We start from the raw sequence: 17298 nt of genomic DNA, 5'->3' as shown, positions 1-17298 counted from the left end.
CGATACATTTGACGGGCCAACTGGTTTCCTCCGACACCGAACGAGGCCGCCATGGGATTCATGACCCCTGACCTTCCCGACGTCGATCGCAAGACCTGGCCCACACTGCCCCGGGCCACCCGGCTGCAGGTGGTGACGCGGCACTGGGCGGAACACGGCTTCGGGACACCGTATGCCGTGTATCTGCTTTACCTGCTCAAGATCGCCCTGTACATCGCCGTCCCCGCCGCGGTCATCTCGCTGACCCCGGGCCTCGGCGGGCTCGGCCGCATCGCCGACTGGTGGACGCAGCCGATCGTCTACCAGAAGGTCATCGTCTTCACGCTGCTGTTCGAGGTGATGGGCCTGGGTTGTGGGTCCGGTCCGCTGACCGGACGGTTCATGCCGCCCATCGGCGGAATCTTGTACTGGTTGCGGCCCAACACGATTCGGCTGCCGGCGTGGCCCGGAAAGGTGCCGTTCACCGCCGGTGACAGCCGCACCGCCGTCGACGTTGCGCTGTACGCAATCGTTTTGGCCGGCGGAGTGTGGGCGCTGCTGTCGCCCGGCCACGGCGGGCCGGTCACCGCGGCCGGGGACGTCGGCCTGATCGACCCCGTCCGCGTCATCCCGACGATCGTCGCGCTGGCGGTACTGGGCCTGCGCGACAAGACCATCTTCCTGGCCGCGCGTGGCGAGCACTACTGGCTCAAGCTGTTCGTGTTCTTCTTTCCGTTCACCGATCAGATCGCGGCATACAAGCTCATCATGCTGCTGTTGTGGTGGGGCGCCGCAACATCCAAGCTCAACCACCACTTCCCGTACGTGGTGTCGGTGATGACGAGCAACAACGCGCTGCTGCGGCCCACATTGTTCAACCCGGTCAAGCACATGCTGTACCGCGACCACATCAACGATCTGCGTCCCACCTGGTTGCCGAAGATGATGGCCCACGTCGGCGGCACCACAGCCGAATTCGTGGTTCCGACGGTGCTGGTCTTCTTCGCCGGCGATCACCCGTGGCGGTGGTTCCTGATCGGATTCATGGTGATCTTTCACCTCAACATCATTTCCAACCTCCCGATGGGAGTTCCGTTGGAGTGGAACGTCTTCTTCATCTTCTCGCTCTTCTATCTGTTCGGGCACTACGCCTCGATCCGGGCCACCGATTTGCGTTCGCCGCTGCTGTGGGCCCTCGTCATCGCCGCGCTGGCATTCGTGATCGCGGGAAACATGTTCCCCAAAAAGATTTCGTTCCTGCCCGCGATGAGGTACTACGCCGGCAACTGGGCGTCCAGCGTGTGGTGCTTCCGCACCGGCGCGGAGGAAAAGATCGACGCCGAGATCGTCAAGAGCTCCGCCCTCGTCGTCAACCAGCTGGCCCGGCTTTACGACCCGGAGACCGCGGAGATCATGGCGGACAAGACCGCCGCCTTCCGGGCCATGCACCTGCACGGCCGCGCGCTCAACGCCCTGGTGCCTCGCGCGATCGACGACGAAGCCGATTACAAGATCCGCGAGGGCGAAATCGTCGCCGGGCCGCTCGTCGGCTGGAACTTCGGAGAGGGCCACCTGCACAACGAGCAGCTGCTCGAAGCCGTGCAGCGCCGTTGCCACTTCTCCGAGGGCGACGTCCGGGTGATCGTCCTCGAGGGTCAGCCCATCCACATCCAGAAGCAGTGGTACCGCATCTTCGACGCCAAGGCTGGACTGATCGAGGAAGGCTATGTCAACGTCGAGGACATGCTCACCCGCCAGCCGTGGCCCGAGCCCGGTGACGAGTTGCCCGTGCATGTGATCGGCCGCGGTGACCCGTCGCGGCGCAGCGCTCGATGACCAGAGCGGTGGTGGTCGGAGCCGGCCCCAACGGCCTGGCCGCGGCGATCCACCTCGCTCGGCACGGCATCGACGTCCAGGTGCTCGAGGCGCGCGACACCGTCGGCGGGGGAGCCCGCTCGGGCGAACTGACGAGACCCGGCGTGATCCACGACCACTGCTCGGCGTTTCACCCGCTGGGCGTCGGTTCGCCGCTGTGGAAGGAGATCGACCTGCAGCGCTACGGGCTGCGGTGGAAGTGGCCGGAGATCGACTGCGCGCACCCACTCGACGACGGCAGCGCCGGCGTGCTGCACCACTCGATCGACGAGACGGTGGCCCGCATGGGACCCGACGGCACCCGCTGGAGGCGGGCGATCGGCGACCTGGCGGCGGGATTCGACGAGCTGGCCGAGGATCTCATGGGCCCGGTGCTGGGGATCCCGCGTCACCCGCTTCGCCTGGCCGGCTTCGGGCCGCGGGCGCTGCTACCGGCCACCACCATGGCCCGCTGGTTTCGCACCGAGCAGGTGCGCGCGCTGTTCGGCGGCGCCGCCGCCCATGTCTACACCCGGCTGGACCGCCCGCTGACCGCGTCGCTCGGGCTGATGATCCTGGCCAGCGGCCACCGCTACGGCTGGCCCGTCGCCGAAGGCGGGTCCGGGTCGATCAGCCGAGCGCTCTCGGCCGCGCTGGAGGAGCACGGCGGCGCGGTGGCCACCGGCGTGACCGTCGCGAGCCGCAAGGACATCCCGGACGCCGACATCGTGATGCTCGACCTCAGCCCGGCGGCGGCCCTCGCGCTCTACGGCGATGCCATGCCGGGCCGGATCCGGCGGTCGTACCGGCGCTACCGCGAGGGCTCGTCGGCGTTCAAGGTCGACTTCGCCATCGAGGGCGACATCCCGTGGACGAACCCGGACTGCGCCCGCGCAGGCACCGTGCACCTCGGCGGCACGTTCGCCGAGACGGCGGACACCGAACGCCAACGCGCACAGGGCAAGATGGTGGACCGCCCCTTCGTGCTGCTCGGGCAGCAATACCGGGCCGACCCGTCGCGCTCGGCCGGCAACGTCAACCCCATCTGGGCGTACGCGCACGTGCCGTTCGGCTATGACGGCGACGCCACCGCCGGCGTGGTCGCCCAGATCGAGCGGTTCGCCCCCGGCTTTCGCGACCGCGTCCTGGCGACGGTCAGTAAGGGGCCCGCCGAACTGCAGGCCTACAACGCCAACTTCATCGGCGGCGACATCATCGGCGGCGCCAACGACGGGCTGCAGGTCATCTTCCGCCCGCGCATCGCCGTCGACCCCTACGCGATCGGGGTGCCCGGCGTCTACCTGTGTTCGCAGTCCGCTCCGCCGGGCGCCGGCGTCCACGGCCTCTGCGGCTATCACGCCGCCGAGTCGGCCCTGAGGTGGCTGCGCAAGACGCGCCGCGACTGACGTCACAGAGTCCGCGGGAACCGGGGGGCGACCGCGCGTGTTGCTCATCTAGGCTGACCACGAGCGCGTATTCAGCGGCTCTAGAGACATCAGAAGACAGGGAGAGATCAGTGACGGTCCGAGTAGGTATCAACGGCTTCGGTCGAATCGGACGCAACTTCTACCGGGCCCTGCTGGCTCAACAGGAGCAGGGCGGCGCCGACATCGAGGTGGTGGCGGTCAACGACCTCACCGACAACGCCAGCCTGGCGCATCTGCTCAAGTTCGACTCCATCCTGGGCCGGCTGCCCTACGACGTCAGCCTCGAAGGTGAGGACACGATCGTCGTTGGCAGCGCCAAGATCAAGGCGTTGGAGGTCAAGGAAGGCCCGGCGGCGCTGCCCTGGGGCGACCTGGGCGTCGACGTAGTGGTGGAGTCCACCGGCATCTTCACCAACGCGGCCAAGGCCAAGGGCCACCTGGACGCCGGCGCCAAGAAGGTGATCATCTCGGCGCCCGCCACCGACGAGGACATCACGATCGTCCTGGGCGTCAACGACGACAAGTACGACGGCAGCCAGAACATCATCTCCAACGCCTCGTGCACCACGAACTGTCTGGCGCCGGTCACCAAGGTGCTGCAGGACGAGTTCGGCATCGTCAAGGGCCTGATGACCACCATCCACGCCTACACGCAGGACCAGAACCTGCAGGACGGTCCGCACAAAGACCTGCGCCGGGCGCGCGCCGCGGCGCTGAACATCGTGCCGACCTCGACCGGTGCGGCCAAGGCCATCGGCCTGGTGATGCCCGAGCTGAAGGGCAAGTTGGACGGCTACGCGCTGCGGGTACCGATCCCCACCGGCTCGGTGACCGACCTGACCGTCGAGCTGGCCAAGCCGGCTGGAGCCGACGAGATCAACGCGGTCTTCAAGGCCGCCGCCGAGGGCCGGCTGAAGGGCATCCTGAAGTACTACGACGCCCCGATCGTCTCCAGTGACATCGTCACCGACCCGCACAGCTCGATCTTCGACTCCGGACTGACCAAGGTGATCGACAACCAGGCCAAGGTGGTGTCCTGGTACGACAACGAGTGGGGCTACTCCAACCGCCTCATCGACCTCGTCGCGCTGGTCGGCAAGTCGCTGTAGTCGTCGTGGCCGTTCCTACACTCGAAGACCTCCTGGCCGAAGGGGTTTCGGGTCGAGGCGTGCTGGTGCGCTCCGACCTGAACGTCCCGCTCGACGAAGAGGGCGCGATCACCGACCCCGGCCGGATCACCGCATCGGTGCCGACGTTGCAGGCGCTCGTCGACGCCGGGGCCAAGGTGGTGATCGCCGCGCACCTCGGTCGGCCGAAGAACGGGCCGGACCCGAAGTTGTCGCTGGCGCCGGTCGCCGCGGCGCTCGGCGAGCAGCTCGGCCGGCACGTGCAGCTCGCCGGCGATGTCGTCGGCGGTGACGCGCTGGCCCGGGCCGAGGGGCTCACGGACGGTGACGTCCTGCTGCTGGAGAACATCCGCTTCGATCCGCGCGAAACCAGCAAGGACGACGGGGAGCGACTCGCGCTCGCCCGCGAACTCGCCGAATTGGTCTCGCCCGGAGGCGCTTTCGTCTCCGACGGTTTCGGCGTGGTGCACCGCAAGCAGGCCTCGGTGTACGACGTGGCCACGCTGCTGCCGCATTACGCGGGCAAGCTGGTGGCCGAGGAGATCGCGGTCCTGGAGCAGCTGACCAGCTCCACCGAGCGGCCCTACGCCGTCGTGCTCGGCGGGTCGAAGGTGTCCGACAAGCTCGGCGTCATCGAATCGCTGGCGACCAAGGCCGACAGCATCGTGATCGGCGGCGGTATGTGCTTCACATTCCTTGCCGCACAAGGCTTTTCGGTGGGTAAGTCGCTGCTCGAAGAAGAGATGGTGGACACCTGTCGCCGGCTGCTGGACACCTACGTCGACGTGCTGCGGCTGCCGAGGGACGTCGTGGTGGCCGAGCAATTCGCCGCCGACTCGCCGCCGCAGACGGTGGCCGCCGACGCCATCGGAGACGACGTGATCGGGCTGGACATCGGGCCCGAATCGGTGAAGCGGTTCGCGGCCCTGCTGTCCAACGCCCGCACCGTCTTCTGGAACGGCCCCATGGGCGTGTTCGAGTTCCCGGCGTTCGCCACGGGCACCAGGGGCGTCGCCGAGGCCATCGCCGCGGCCACCGGCAAGGGTGCGTTCAGTGTGGTGGGCGGCGGTGACTCCGCCGCCGCGGTGCGTGCCCTGGGCATCCCCGAGGCCGACTTCTCGCACATCTCCACCGGCGGAGGCGCGTCGCTGGAATACCTTGAGGGCAAGACGCTGCCGGGCATCGAGGTGCTCGGGGAGCCGCAACCAAGTGGAGGAGACGCGTGAGCCGCAAGCCGCTGATCGCCGGCAACTGGAAGATGAATCTCAATCACTTCGAGGCGATCGCGCTGGTGCAGAAGATCGCGTTCGCGCTGCCCGACAAGTACTACGACAAGGTCGACGTCACCGTCTTGCCGCCGTTCACCGACCTGCGCAGCGTGCAGACCTTGGTCGACGGCGACAAGTTGCGGCTGACCTACGGCGGCCAGGACCTGTCCCCGCACGACTCGGGCGCCTACACCGGTGACATCAGCGGGGCCTTCCTGGCCAAGCTCGGTTGCAGCTTCGTCGTGGTCGGCCACTCCGAGCGGCGCACCTATCACAACGAGGACGACGCGCTGGTGGCCGCGAAGGCCGCCGCGGCGCTCAAGCACGAGCTGACCCCGATCGTGTGCATCGGCGAGCACCTCGAGACTCGGGAAGCGGGCGAGCACGTCAGTTACTGCGAAAACCAGCTGCGCGGCTCGCTGGCCGGGCTATCGGCCGAGCAGATCGCCAACGTGGTGATCGCCTACGAGCCGGTCTGGGCGATCGGCACCGGCCGGGTGGCCAGCTCCGCCGACGCCCAGGAGGTGTGTGCGGCGATCCGCAAAGGGTTGGCGTCCCTCGCCTCGCCAAAGATCGCCGAAAGCGTCCGGGTGCTCTACGGCGGTTCGATGAACGCCAAGAACGTCGGCGATCTCGTCGCTCAGGAGGACGTCGACGGCGGCCTGGTCGGGGGCGCATCGCTGGACGGCGAGCAGTTCGCCACGCTGGCGGCCATCGCCGCCGGCGGGCCGCTGCCGTAGCCCCGGCCGGCGCGAACCGGCACCGGGGGACTCGAAACCCCGGCACGGGGATAAGTCAGTCGAAGAGCATTGCCCTCTAGACCGCGAGCGAGTACTCGTGCGAGAGTAGTTGCGTGTCGTCGATACGGATCTTCATCCTGGCGGGGCTCGAGGAGCGTGGCCCGATGCATGGACACCAGCTCCGGCTGCTCGCCGAGGAAGAGCACGTGGCCCTGTGGACGGACATCACCGTCGGCGCCCTGTACGGGGCGATCAAACGACTGGCCGCCGAGGACCTCATCGAGGAGGTGCGCGTCGAGCGGTCCGGTGCGTATCCGCAACGGCAGATCTGGGCCATCACCGATGCCGGTCGCGAGGCGCTGGGCGGTCTGCGGCTGCGCGCGCTCCGCGAGATCGTCATCAAACCCGACCCATTCGACCTGGCGATCACCCGGTTGCAGCCCGACCATCTCGGTGACCTGCCGGTGACCATCGCGGCCCGGATCACATCGCTGAGTGCCATGCTCGCCGAGTGGGAAGCCCATGCCGCCGCCATCGACCGCTACCTCACCCTCGCCGAGAAGCTGGTCATGAAGCACAGGGCCGACCGGCTGCGCGCCGAAATCGGTTGGCATGAGGAGCTTTCCGCGGCGCTCCCCGCCATCGTCGCCGGCCGGCGCGCGGGAGGTGACGAAGCGTGACGGCGTCGATACCGAAAACCATTGGCACCGAACGCCGTAACTGGTTTGCCCTGGCGGTGCTGCTGGTCGGGGCTTTCATGGCATTGCTGGACAGCACGATCGTCAACGTTGCCCTGCCTGCCATCCGCACCAGCCTTTCGGCCTCGAACGCCACACTGTCGTGGATCGTCTCGGGCTATGCCCTGGCATTCGGTTTGGCCCTCATACCCGCCGGCCGCGTGGGGGACCGGTTCGGGCACAAATGGGTCTTCATCGCGGGCCTGTCCTTGTTCACCATGGCGAGCCTGGCGTGCGGGCTCGCGCAGGGCGAGAGCGGGCTCGTCTGCGCCCGCGCGGTGCAGGGGCTCGGCGGTGGCATCTTCTTCACCCCGATCACCGCGTTGATCCAGCTGATGTTCGCCCGGCGCAAGCGGGCGCGGGCCCTGGCGATCATGGGATCGACCATCGGCTTCTCCGTTGCGCTCGGGCCGCTGATCGGCGGGCTGATCATTCAGGCGTTCGGCGCGGACCCCGGGTGGCGGTTGGTGTTCGACGTCAACGTGCCGTTGGGCGTGCTCGCCGTCGTCGCCGCGGCCATCCTGCTTCCGGCGGGAACCGAACGTGCGGCGGCGTCGGCCGACTGGGCCGGCCTGATCCTGCTGTCCGCGGCGCTGGTCGCGTTGCTGGTCCCGTTGATCCAGGGTCAGCAAGACGGCTGGCCACTGTGGACGTACGCCTCGATGGCCGGCGCCGTCGCGCTGCTGGTGGTCTTCGCCCAGTGGGAGCGCCACGTCGAGACGAACGGGGGCAACCCGCTGGTGCCGCCGCGGCTGTTCTCGCATGCGTCCTTCACCGGCGGCGTGCTGCTCGCCCTGGTGTACTTCGCGGCGTTCACGAGCATCTTCTTCACCATCGCGCTGTTGTGGCAGGCGGGGCTGGGACACACCGCGCTGCAATCCGGCCTGGTGGTGACACCGTTTGCGATCGGGCTGGTCGGCGGCGCCTCCCAGAGCGACACCCTGGCGGCGCGCTTCGGCCGGACCGTGCTGGTGGTCGGGCTGGGGATGGTGGCCGTCGGTATCACCGCGATCTGGCTGGTGCTCGCCCTGACGCCGGGCACCGCGTACGGCGGCTGGCAACTCGCCGCCCCGCTCTTGATCGCCGGCCTGGGCAGTGGATTGTTCATCGCCCCGAACGTCGACTTCATCGTCGCCACCGTCGATGCGGCAGACGCCGGGGCGGCCAGTGGTGTGATCGGCACCGCGCAGCGGGTCGGCAGCGCGATCGGGATCGCGATCATCGGCACCGTCCTGTTCGGCACGCTGCACGTCGGCCGGGGCGGACCCGAGGCCCTGGCGGCGGCGTTCGGGCACAGCGCGACTCTGGCCATGGCCGCCAGCGCGGCCCTCAGCGTCACGGCCTTCGCGCTGGTGTTCGCGCTGCCGCGGCGCGCCTGGGACGGGTAGCCGGGCGTCGGTTACGGCCGACGGCGCGCCAACCGGTAGGCTTTTGCGTCATGGAGTTGGCCCTGCAGATCACCCTGGTGGTCACCAGCGTGCTGGTGGTGTTGCTGGTGCTGCTGCACCGCGCCAAGGGTGGCGGCCTGTCGACACTGTTCGGCGGCGGCGTGCAGTCCAGCCTTTCCGGCTCGACGGTGGTGGAGAAGAACCTGGACCGGTTGACGCTGTTCATCACCGGCATCTGGCTGGTGTCCATCATCGGGGTCGCCCTGCTGATCAAATACCGGTGACCCGTCGGCGGGCGGACCACGTGATCCGCACCGATACTGGGACACATGGTTGACGTTTCCGACATCGCGCTCGAACCGATCGGCGCCGTGCAAAGGACGCTGGTCGGTCGCGAGGCGACCGAGCCGATGCGCGCCGACATCAGGCTGCTGGGCGCCATCCTCGGCGACACCGTGCGCGAGCAGAACGGGGACGAGGTTTTCGACCTCGTGGAACGCGCCCGGGTCGAGTCGTTTCGGGTGCGCCGCTCCGAGATCGACCGGGCCGAGCTGGCCCGGATGTTCGACGGCATCGACATTCACCAGGCGATCCCGGTCATCCGCGCGTTCAGTCACTTCGCGCTGCTGGCCAACGTGGCCGAGGACATCCACCGGGAGCGACGCCGCGCGATCCACGTCGCCGCCGGCGAGCCGCCGCAGGACAGCAGCCTAGCCGCCACCTACGCGAAACTCGATGGCGCCGAACTCGATTCGGCCACGGTCGCCGACGCGCTGCGCGGCGCCCTGATATCCCCGGTGATCACCGCCCACCCCACCGAAACCCGGCGGCGCACCGTCTTCGTCACCCAGCACCGGATCACCCAGTTGATGCGGTTGCACGCGGAGGGGCACACCGAAACCGACGACGGCAGCAATATCGAGCGCGAGTTGCGCCGTCAGGTGCTGACCCTGTGGCAGACCGCACTGATCCGGCTGTCCCGGCTGCAGATCACCGACGAGATCGAGGTCGGGTTGCGGTATTACGCCGCCGCGTTCTTCCAGGTCATTCCCCAGGTCAACGCGGAGGTCCGGGACGCTTTGCGGAAGCGCTGGCCCGACACCGATCTGCTCGCGGCTCCGATCCTGCGGCCCGGCTCCTGGATCGGCGGCGACCGCGACGGCAACCCGAACGTGACGGGCGACGTGGTCCGCCAGGCCACGGGCAGCGCCGCGTTCACCGCGCTGTCGCATTACCTCGAAGAGCTCATCGCCCTCGAGCAGGACCTGTCGATGTCGGCGCGACTCGTCCCCGTCACGCCCGGGCTGGCCGAACTGGCCGAGAGCTGCGCCGAGCAGGCCCGCGCCGACGAGCCGTACCGGCGGGCGGTGCGGGTGATCCGGGCCCGGCTCACCGCGACGGGCGCCCAGATCCTGGACCGTCAACCTCAGCACGAACTGGATCTCGGCCTGGCGCCGTATTCCGCGCCGGCCGAACTTCAAGCGGACCTCGACACCATCGACGAGTCGCTGCGCACGCACGGCAGCGCGTTGCTCGCCGAGGACCGCCTGGCGCTGCTGCGAGAAGGCGTGAGCGTCTTCGGGTTTCACTTGAGCGGCCTCGATCTGCGGCAGAACTCCGACGTCCACGAAGAGGTGGTGGCCGAGCTGCTGGGGTGGGCCGGGGTGCACCCGGACTACGTTTCGCTGCCCGAGGACGAGCGGGTCGCGCTGCTGGCGGGCGAACTGGGCACGCGCCGTCCACTGGTCGGTGACCGCACGCAACTGTCCGACCTGGCCCGCAAGGAGCTCGAGGTCATCGGCGCCGCGACGCACGCCGTCGGGCGCTACGGGCCGGCCGCCGTCCCGAACTACGTGATCTCGATGTGCCGCTCGGTGTCCGACGTCTTGGAAGTGGCGATCCTGCTGAAAGAGGCTGGGCTGCTGGACGCTTCCGGGCCGGAACCGTACTGTCCGGTGTCCATCTCGCCGCTCTTCGAGACGATCGAGGATCTGCACAACGGCGCGGACATCCTGCACGCGATGCTGGACCTGCCGCTGTACCGCGCGGTCGTCGACGCCCAGGGCGGTTGTCAAGAGGTGATGCTCGGCTATTCCGACTCGAACAAGGACGGCGGTTACCTGGCCTCCAGCTGGGCGGTCTACCGCGCCGAGCTGGCCTTGGTCGAGGTGGCCCGCAAGGCGGGAATCCGATTGCGGCTCTTCCACGGTCGCGGCGGCACCGTCGGCCGCGGCGGCGGCCCGAGCTATCAGGCCATCCTGGCGCAGCCCCCCGGCGCGGTGAACGGCTCGCTGCGGCTCACCGAGCAGGGGGAGGTGATCGCCGCCAAGTACGCCGAACCGCAAGCGGCGCGGCGCAACCTGGAGAGCCTGGTGGCCGCCACGCTGGAGTCGACGCTGCTCGACGTCGAGGGTCTGGGTGATGCCGCGGAGCCGGCCTACGCGGTGCTCGACGAAGTGGCCACCCTCGCGCAACGCGCCTACGCCGAATTGGTGCACGACACACCGGGTTTCGTCGAGTACTTCATGGCCTCCACGCCGGTCAGCGAGATCGGTTCGCTGAACATCGGCAGCCGGCCGACGTCACGCAAACCCACCTCGTCGATCTCGGATCTGCGCGCCATCCCCTGGGTGCTCGCGTGGGCCCAGTCGCGGGTCATGCTCCCCGGTTGGTACGGCACCGGGTCGGCGTTCGAGCAGTGGATCGCGGCGGGCCCGGAAAGCGAAGACGAACGGGTGGCGATCCTGCACGAGCTCTACGAGCGCTGGCCCTTCTTCCGCGGCGTGCTGTCCAACATGGCCCAGGTGCTGGCCAAGAGCGACCTCGGCCTGGCGGCGCGGTACGCGGAGCTGGTCGACGACGAGGAGCTGCGGCACCGGGTGTTCGACAAGATCGTGGACGAGCACCGGCGAACCATCGCGATGCACAAGCTGATCACCGGTCAGGACGACCTGCTCGCCGACAATCCCGCGCTGGCGCGTTCGGTGTTCAACCGGTTCCCCTATCTGGAGCCGCTGAACCACCTGCAGGTCGAGTTGCTGCGCCGCTACCGCTCCGGCGACGACGACGAACTGGTGCAGCGCGGCATCCTGCTGACGATGAACGGATTGGCCAGCGCGTTACGGAACAGCGGGTGACGGGCATTCGTAAGCCATGTCGGACATCGCGTCGCCCGTCAGCGCGGCTGAAGTGGCCCAGAACGGCGTCTTCGAACGTCTCGCCCGGGTCGGGTACGTGGTCAACGGGATACTGCACCTGATCGTCGGCTACCTCGCGATCCGGGTCGCGTGCGGAGAAGGCGGCACCGCCGACCAAACCGGTGCCCTGGCGACGCTGGCGGCCAAGCCGGGCGGCCCGTTCGCGCTCTGGATCGCCACCGCCGCCCTGCTGGCGATGGGCCTGTGGCGGCTCGTCGAAACCGCCCTCGGACGATCGTGCGACCGTGAGTCGGAGGGGCCGTCGTCGGATGCGTCGACACGGCTCAAGGCGTTGGGTCTGGCGGCGGTCTACCTGGCCTTCGCCTATTCCGCGTTCGGGTTCGCCCGCGGCGCGGGCAGGCAGGCGGACCAACAGAATTCGGGCATCAGCGCGCGGCTGATGGCGACGACCGGCGGCACCGTCGCGCTGATCGGCTGCGGCGCGATCATCGTCGCGGTCGGCGGCTACCACATCTACAAGGGCGCCAGCCGCAACTTCGTCGACGACCTGCGGGGCGAGTCCGGCGACTTGGTGCGCCGCCTCGGCGTGGCGGGGTATATCGGCAAGGGAATCGTGATCACCCTGACAGGCGCGCTGGTGATCGTCGCCGCGTGCCGCTCGGAGCCGAAGAAGGCCACCGGACTCGACGGCGCGCTGAAGACGCTCGGGGCTCAGCACTTCGGGGCGGCACTGTTGATCGCCGCCGGGGTGGGGCTCATCATCTACGGGCTGTACAGCTTCGTGATGGCCCGGTCGACCAAGATGTGACGCGTCCGCCGCTATTCCACCGCGCGGTTGCGCAGCCGGTCCACCACGCCGCGCACCGCGTGCTCGGTCATGGACAGCGGCGTCATCATCACCTCGCCGACTTTGACCATGTCGTCGATCCGCCCGACGATCGCTTCGACAGGCTCGACCAGGACGATCAGGCGCCGCGCCAGATCGTCCAGCCGCGATAGGGTGCCGTCCAGGTGGTCCAGGCCGCTCTCCATGCGCTCGACCGTGGCGTTCAGGGCGGACAGGGACGTGTTCAGCTCTTTCATCGTCGTGCTCAGGCCGTCGAGTACGTCTTCGACCTGCTCCACCGTCTTGTCGGCGTTCAACGCAGCCTGGGTGAGGGTCTTGATCCGGCTTCGCTCTTGCCCACCGCGCACGGTTCTGTCTGCCATGCCCGTCATTATGACCCGGATCCCACCGGGTGCGGGACTAGCTTGACTGACCCGGGCGTGCGGGGAGTTTGGAGGCGGCCTCCTCGTCGAGCAGCCACAGCGTGGTTTCCCGGCCGATCGCGCCCGCGGCCGGCACCGAGACCGGCGCGGCACCACCGATGGCCGCCGCCACGGCATCCGCCTTCGAAGCCCCGGACACCATCAGCCAGACCTCACGCGAACGTTGAACCGCGGGCAATGTCAGGGTGATTCGCTGGGGAGGCGGCTTGGGGGAGTCCTCGACCGGTACCACCATGCGGCTGGTTTCCAGCACGGCGGGGGTGTCCGGGAACAGCGAGTTGATGTGACCCTCGGGGCCCATGCCCAGCAGGTGCACGTCGAAGTTCGGCACCGGTTGGCCGGGTTCGGCGTTGGCCGCCAACAGCTGTTCGTAGGCCAGCGCCGCGGCGGCGAGATCGGTGCCGAATTCGCCGTCGCTGGCCGGCATCGCGTGCACGTGGCTGGACGGGATGTCGATCCGGTCCAGCAGCGCCGCCCGCGCCTGCTTGTCGTTGCGCTCGTCGTCGTCCTCGGGGACGTAGCGTTCGTCGCCCCAGAACAGGTGCACCTTGGGCCAGGCGATCTCGAGGCCCGCCAGCGACTCGAGCAACCCGATGCCGTTGCCGCCGCCGGTCAGCACCACCAGTGCCCGGTCCCGGGCCGCCACGGCGTTGCGGATGCTCTCCGCCAATCGGTTGGCCGCGGCCTCGACCAGCGCCTTGCTCTGCGGGAAAACTTCGACGATGGTGCTCACACGTACTGCACTTTCTCAATGCCTTCTAACGCTGTCTGGTAAATCTCATCGGGATCGAGCCGCCGCAGGTCTTCGGCGAGGCACTCGCCGGTTTCCCTGCGCGCCAAGGGAAGTAGGGCATCCGGCTTGGCGGTGCGGCTCAGTGTTGCCGTCCTGCCCTCCTGAGGCCGGCTCAAGACGATGGTCTCGCTCTTGCGCGTGAGTTCCACCTTGAGCTCGCCAACCGCCCGGCGCACCGGGCCGTCGATGCGGCTGGCCAGCCAGCCGGCGAGGATGTCAAGCGCCGGTTCGGTTTTCAAACCGGACACCAGGGCCGACTCGATCGGCTCGTGGGGCGGCAGGTCGACCGCGGAGGTGAGCAGCGCCCGCCAGTAGGTGATGCGGGCCCAGGCCAGGTCGGTGTCGCCGGCGGTATAGCCGGGCAGCCGGCCCTTGATCGCCGCCAGCGGATCGGTTCCGTTGGTCGCGTCGGTGATGCGCCGAATCGCCAACTTGCCCAACGGATCCTGGGCGGGGATGGCCGGCGCCACGTCCGGCCACCACGCCACCACCGGGATGTCGGGAAGCAGAAACGGGGTCACCACACTGGCGGCGTGGCCGGCCAGCGCCCCGGACAGGTTGAGGATCACGACCTCGGTGGCGCCGGTGTCGCCGCCCGCCCGCAACTGCGCGTCCAGGCGCGGCTCATCGGCGTACGGATCGCCCCGCATCGTCACGATCACCCGGCTGGGATGCTCGTGGCTGGCATTGTTGGCCGCCTCGAGCGACTCTTCGAGGATGGCATCGCTGTCCGGCGCGATGATCAGCGTCAGCACCCGGCCCATGGTCACGGCGCCGACCTTTTCCCGCAGTTCGTCGAGCTTCTTGTTGACCACGGTGGTGGTGGTGTCCGGCATGTCGATGATCAAGGGCGCCCCTCCTCAGCGTTCTGCATCGTCGTCGGCGCGGATCATTTAGGGCCGCCGCCATTCGCGCCCGGTCCGTCGCAGCATCTCGAACGCCGACTCCGGGCCCCAGGTGCCGGCCTCGTACGGCTCGGGTTTGCCGTCGGAAGCCCAGTTATCCAGCACGGGATCCAATATCTCCCAAGCCAATTCGACCTCTTCGTTGACCGGGAACAGGGAGGGCTCGCCCAGCAGTACGTCGAGGATCAGCTGTTCGTAGGCCTCCGGTGACTCCTCGGCGAACGCTGAGCCGTAGGAGAAGTCCATGTTGACGTCGCGGACCTCCATCGCGGTTCCCGGCACCTTGGAACCGAACCGCAGCGTGATGCCCTCGTCTGGCTGCACCCGGATGACCATCGCGTTGGCGCCCAGCTCGTCGGTCATGGTGGCATCGAACGGCAGGTGCGGGGCACGCTTGAAGACCAGGGCGATCTCGGTGACCCTGCGGCCCAGCCGTTTTCCGGTCCGCAGATAGAACGGGACGCCGGCCCAGCGGCGGGTGTCCACCTCCAGCGTGATGGCCGCGAACGTCTCGGTGGTGGAGTCCTTGGCGAACCCCTCCTCGTCGAGCAGCCCGACGACCTTCTCGCCGCCCTGCCAGCCACCGGTGTACTGGCCGCGGCTGGTGGTCTCGTCCAGCGGCTGGGCCAGTTGGGTCGCCGAGAGCACCTTGATTTTCTCGGTCTGCAACGCCGACGGGTTGAAGCTGACCGGCTCTTCCATGGCGGTGAGCGCCAGCAGCTGCATCAGGTGGTTCTGGATGACGTCGCGGGCGGCCCCGATGCCGTCGTAATATCCCGCGCGCCCGCCCAATCCGATGTCCTCGGCCATCGTGATCTGCACATGGTCCACATAGTGCGCGTTCCAGATCGGGTCGAACAACTGGTTGGCGAAGCGCAACGCCAGGATGTTACGCACGGTCTCCTTGCCGAGGTAGTGGTCGATGCGGAACACCGCCTCCTCCGGGAAGACGGCGTTGACCGCGTGGTTGAGGGCCTGCGCGCTCTCCAGGTCGTGTCCGAAGGGTTTCTCGATGACCACCCGGCTCCAGCGGTCGCCCTGCGGGCGCGCCAACCCGGACTTGTGCAGCTGATCGCACACCACCGGGAAGGACTTCGGCGGGATCGCCAGGTAGAACGCGTGGTTGCCGCCGGTGCCCCGCTCGGCGTCCAGCTTGTCCAGGGTTTCGGCCAGCCGGCCGAACGACGCATCATCGTCGAAAGATCCTGGGACGAAGCGGAATCCCTCGGCCAGCCGTTCCCAGTTCTCCTCTCGAAAGGGGGTGCGGCAGTGGTCCTTGACGGCCTGGTAGACGACCTTGCGGAAGTCCTGGGTTTCCCAGTCCCGGCGCGCGAATCCCACCAGCGAGAAGCTCGGCGGCAGCAGCCCGCGGTTGGCCAGGTCGTAGATGGCCGGCATCACCTTCTTGCGGGCGAGATCCCCGGTGACGCCGAAGATCACCATGCCACAGGGGCCGGCGATCCTCGGCAGCCGTTTGTCGCGCTTGTCCCGTAACGGGTTATGCCATTGTTCAGCGGTGCGAGCCGGACTCATTTCGAGGCGGAACCCAGCTGCTTCTGTGTCTCCTCCAGCAGCTCGGTCCACGACTCCACGAACTTCTCCACGCCCTCGTTCTCCAGCACGACGAACACGTCGGTCAGGTCGACCCCGACTCCGGCCAGCTTGTCGAACAGTTCCTGGGCCGAGGAAGCGGTGCCGGTGACGGTGTCACCCTTGATCTCGCCGTGGTCGGCCACGGCGTCAATCGTCTTCTCCGGCATGGTGTTCACCGTGTTCGGCGCGACCAGCTCGGTGACGTACAGGGTGTCGGAGTAGTCGGGGTTCTTGACCCCGGTCGACGCCCACAGCGGACGCTGCACGCGGGCCCCACTGCCCTTGAGCGCCTCGTAGCGGTCGCCGCCCTCGAAGATTTCCTGGTAGGCCGCGTAGGCCAGCCGGGCGTTGGCCACCCCGGCCTGCCCGCGCAGAGCGAGCGCCTCCTCCGAGCCGATCTTCTCCAAGCGCTTGTCCACCTCGGTGTCCACGCGCGACACGAAAAACGATGCGACGGAATGGATCTTGGACAGGTCGTGTCCCGCCTCGCGCGCCTTCTCCAGGCCGGCCAGGTAGGCGTCCATCACCTGGCGGTGCCGCTCGACGGAGAAGATGAGGGTGACGTTGACCGAGATCCCTTCGGCGAGAACGGCGGTGATCGCCGGAATTCCGGCCTTGGTCGCCGGGATCTTGATGAACAGGTTGGGGCGGTCGACGATCTTCCACAGCTCGACGGCCTGTGCGGTGGTCTTGTCGGTCTCTGCGGCCAGGCGCGGATCGACCTCGATGGAGACCCGGCCGTCGACGCCGTCGGAGGCTTCCCACTGCGGCCGCAGCACATCGCAGGCGTTGCGGACATCGTCGGTCGTGACCGTGCGGATCGTGGCGTCCACGTCGGCGCCGCGCTCCGCCAATTCGGAGATCTGGTCGTTGTAGGTGTCGCTGTCGGCGAGCGCCTTCTGGAAGATCGACGGGTTGGTCGTCACGCCCACAACGCTTTTGGTGTCGATGAGCTCCTTCAGGTTGCCCGACTGCAACCTCTCGCGCGACAGGTCGTCCAGCCACACGGATACGCCCGCGGCGGACAGCGCCGCGAGGTTAGGGTTCTGAGTCATGTGAA

15 protein-coding genes are annotated in these 17298 nt (G+C 68.2%); 10 read left to right on the top strand and 5 right to left on the bottom strand.

Annotation, left to right across the window (positions count from 1 at the left end; all coding sequences use genetic code 11):
• The first annotated feature begins 51 nt into the window (after positions 1-51).
• From A5691_RS08820 to A5691_RS08775, 10 genes are all read left to right on the top strand, one after another.
• Positions 52-1815, top strand: a complete 1764-nt coding sequence (locus A5691_RS08820; RefSeq protein WP_068016177.1) for a DUF3556 domain-containing protein — start codon at positions 52-54, stop codon at positions 1813-1815.
• Positions 1812-3239, top strand: coding sequence for an NAD(P)/FAD-dependent oxidoreductase (locus A5691_RS08815; protein WP_067753009.1), 1428 nt, complete (start codon positions 1812-1814; stop codon positions 3237-3239). Before A5691_RS08820 ends, A5691_RS08815 begins: the two co-directional genes overlap by 4 nt.
• Positions 3240-3349: 110 nt before the next feature.
• The gene (gap, locus tag A5691_RS08810; protein ID WP_067753012.1) at positions 3350-4369 is read left to right on the top strand and encodes a type I glyceraldehyde-3-phosphate dehydrogenase; all 1020 of its coding nucleotides are present in this window, start codon (positions 3350-3352) and stop codon (positions 4367-4369) included.
• 5 nt (positions 4370-4374) lie between these two features.
• Positions 4375-5613: a phosphoglycerate kinase gene (pgk, locus tag A5691_RS08805; RefSeq protein ID WP_067753015.1), complete on the top strand. Its 1239-nt coding sequence runs from the start codon at positions 4375-4377 to the stop codon at positions 5611-5613.
• Positions 5610-6395 carry a triose-phosphate isomerase gene (tpiA, locus tag A5691_RS08800; RefSeq protein WP_067753018.1) on the top strand — a complete coding sequence of 262 codons (786 nt, stop codon included), beginning with the start codon at positions 5610-5612 and terminating at the stop codon, positions 6393-6395. Before pgk ends, tpiA begins: the two co-directional genes overlap by 4 nt.
• A 113-nt stretch (positions 6396-6508) precedes the next feature.
• The gene (locus tag A5691_RS08795) at positions 6509-7075 is read left to right on the top strand and encodes a PadR family transcriptional regulator (protein ID WP_067753020.1); all 567 of its coding nucleotides are present in this window, start codon (positions 6509-6511) and stop codon (positions 7073-7075) included.
• Positions 7072-8520: an MFS transporter gene (locus A5691_RS08790; protein WP_067753031.1), complete on the top strand. Its 1449-nt coding sequence runs from the start codon at positions 7072-7074 to the stop codon at positions 8518-8520. Before A5691_RS08795 ends, A5691_RS08790 begins: the two co-directional genes overlap by 4 nt.
• A 50-nt stretch (positions 8521-8570) precedes the next feature.
• On the top strand, positions 8571-8804 hold the full coding sequence (gene secG, locus A5691_RS08785; RefSeq protein ID WP_040624202.1) for a preprotein translocase subunit SecG: 234 nt from the start codon (positions 8571-8573) through the stop codon (positions 8802-8804).
• Positions 8805-8849: 45 nt separating this feature from the next.
• Positions 8850-11657, top strand: coding sequence for a phosphoenolpyruvate carboxylase (gene ppc, locus A5691_RS08780; RefSeq protein WP_067753034.1), 2808 nt, complete (start codon positions 8850-8852; stop codon positions 11655-11657).
• 16 nt (positions 11658-11673) lie between these two features.
• Entirely contained in the window at positions 11674-12486 is an 813-nt protein-coding gene (locus tag A5691_RS08775) for a DUF1206 domain-containing protein (RefSeq protein ID WP_067753036.1), read from the top strand.
• An 11-nt stretch (positions 12487-12497) separates the two neighbouring features.
• Here A5691_RS08775 and A5691_RS08770 read toward each other — a convergent pair whose 3' ends face one another.
• From A5691_RS08770 to tal, 5 genes are read right to left on the bottom strand one after another with little or no spacing between them, the layout of a single operon-like run.
• On the bottom strand, positions 12498-12896 hold the full coding sequence (locus A5691_RS08770; protein WP_067275764.1) for an ATPase: 399 nt from the start codon (positions 12894-12896) through the stop codon (positions 12498-12500).
• A 28-nt stretch (positions 12897-12924) separates the two neighbouring features.
• Positions 12925-13680, bottom strand: coding sequence for a 6-phosphogluconolactonase (gene pgl, locus A5691_RS08765; RefSeq protein WP_067753039.1), 756 nt, complete (start codon positions 13678-13680; stop codon positions 12925-12927).
• Entirely contained in the window at positions 13677-14588 is a 912-nt protein-coding gene (gene opcA / locus A5691_RS08760) for a glucose-6-phosphate dehydrogenase assembly protein OpcA (RefSeq protein ID WP_068016174.1), read from the bottom strand. The genes pgl and opcA overlap by 4 nt, the downstream gene beginning before the upstream one ends.
• Positions 14589-14633: 45 nt before the next feature.
• Entirely contained in the window at positions 14634-16178 is a 1545-nt protein-coding gene (gene zwf / locus A5691_RS08755; RefSeq protein WP_068016171.1) for a glucose-6-phosphate dehydrogenase, read from the bottom strand.
• Positions 16175-17293 (bottom strand): transaldolase, encoded by a 1119-nt coding sequence (gene tal, locus A5691_RS08750; RefSeq protein WP_067753048.1) that lies wholly within the window; start codon positions 17291-17293, stop codon positions 16175-16177. The genes zwf and tal overlap by 4 nt, the downstream gene beginning before the upstream one ends.
• Positions 17294-17298: the final 5 nt, after the last annotated feature.

The organism is Mycobacterium sp. E183, assembly GCF_001667735.1.
GTDB lineage: Bacteria > Actinomycetota > Actinomycetes > Mycobacteriales > Mycobacteriaceae > Mycobacterium.
The sequence above is the reverse complement of the archived record's forward strand: the minus strand, read 5'-3'. Positions and strand labels throughout refer to the sequence as shown.

Excerpts from the sequence above, each read along its gene's own strand:
- A5691_RS08775 (WP_067753036.1), top strand. The coding sequence starts at position 11,674 with ATGTCGGACATCGCGTCGCCCGTCAGCGCGGCTGAAGTGGCCCAGAAC.
- tal (WP_067753048.1), bottom strand. The coding sequence starts at position 17,293 with ATGACTCAGAACCCTAACCTCGCGGCGCTGTCCGCCGCGGGCGTATCC.
- zwf (WP_068016171.1), bottom strand. The coding sequence starts at position 16,178 with ATGAGTCCGGCTCGCACCGCTGAACAATGGCATAACCCGTTACGGGAC.
- A5691_RS08815 (WP_067753009.1), top strand. The coding sequence starts at position 1,812 with ATGACCAGAGCGGTGGTGGTCGGAGCCGGCCCCAACGGCCTGGCCGCG.
- A5691_RS08770 (WP_067275764.1), bottom strand. The coding sequence starts at position 12,896 with ATGACGGGCATGGCAGACAGAACCGTGCGCGGTGGGCAAGAGCGAAGC.
- A5691_RS08820 (WP_068016177.1), top strand. The coding sequence starts at position 52 with ATGGGATTCATGACCCCTGACCTTCCCGACGTCGATCGCAAGACCTGG.
- secG (WP_040624202.1), top strand. The coding sequence starts at position 8,571 with ATGGAGTTGGCCCTGCAGATCACCCTGGTGGTCACCAGCGTGCTGGTG.
- ppc (WP_067753034.1), top strand. The coding sequence starts at position 8,850 with ATGGTTGACGTTTCCGACATCGCGCTCGAACCGATCGGCGCCGTGCAA.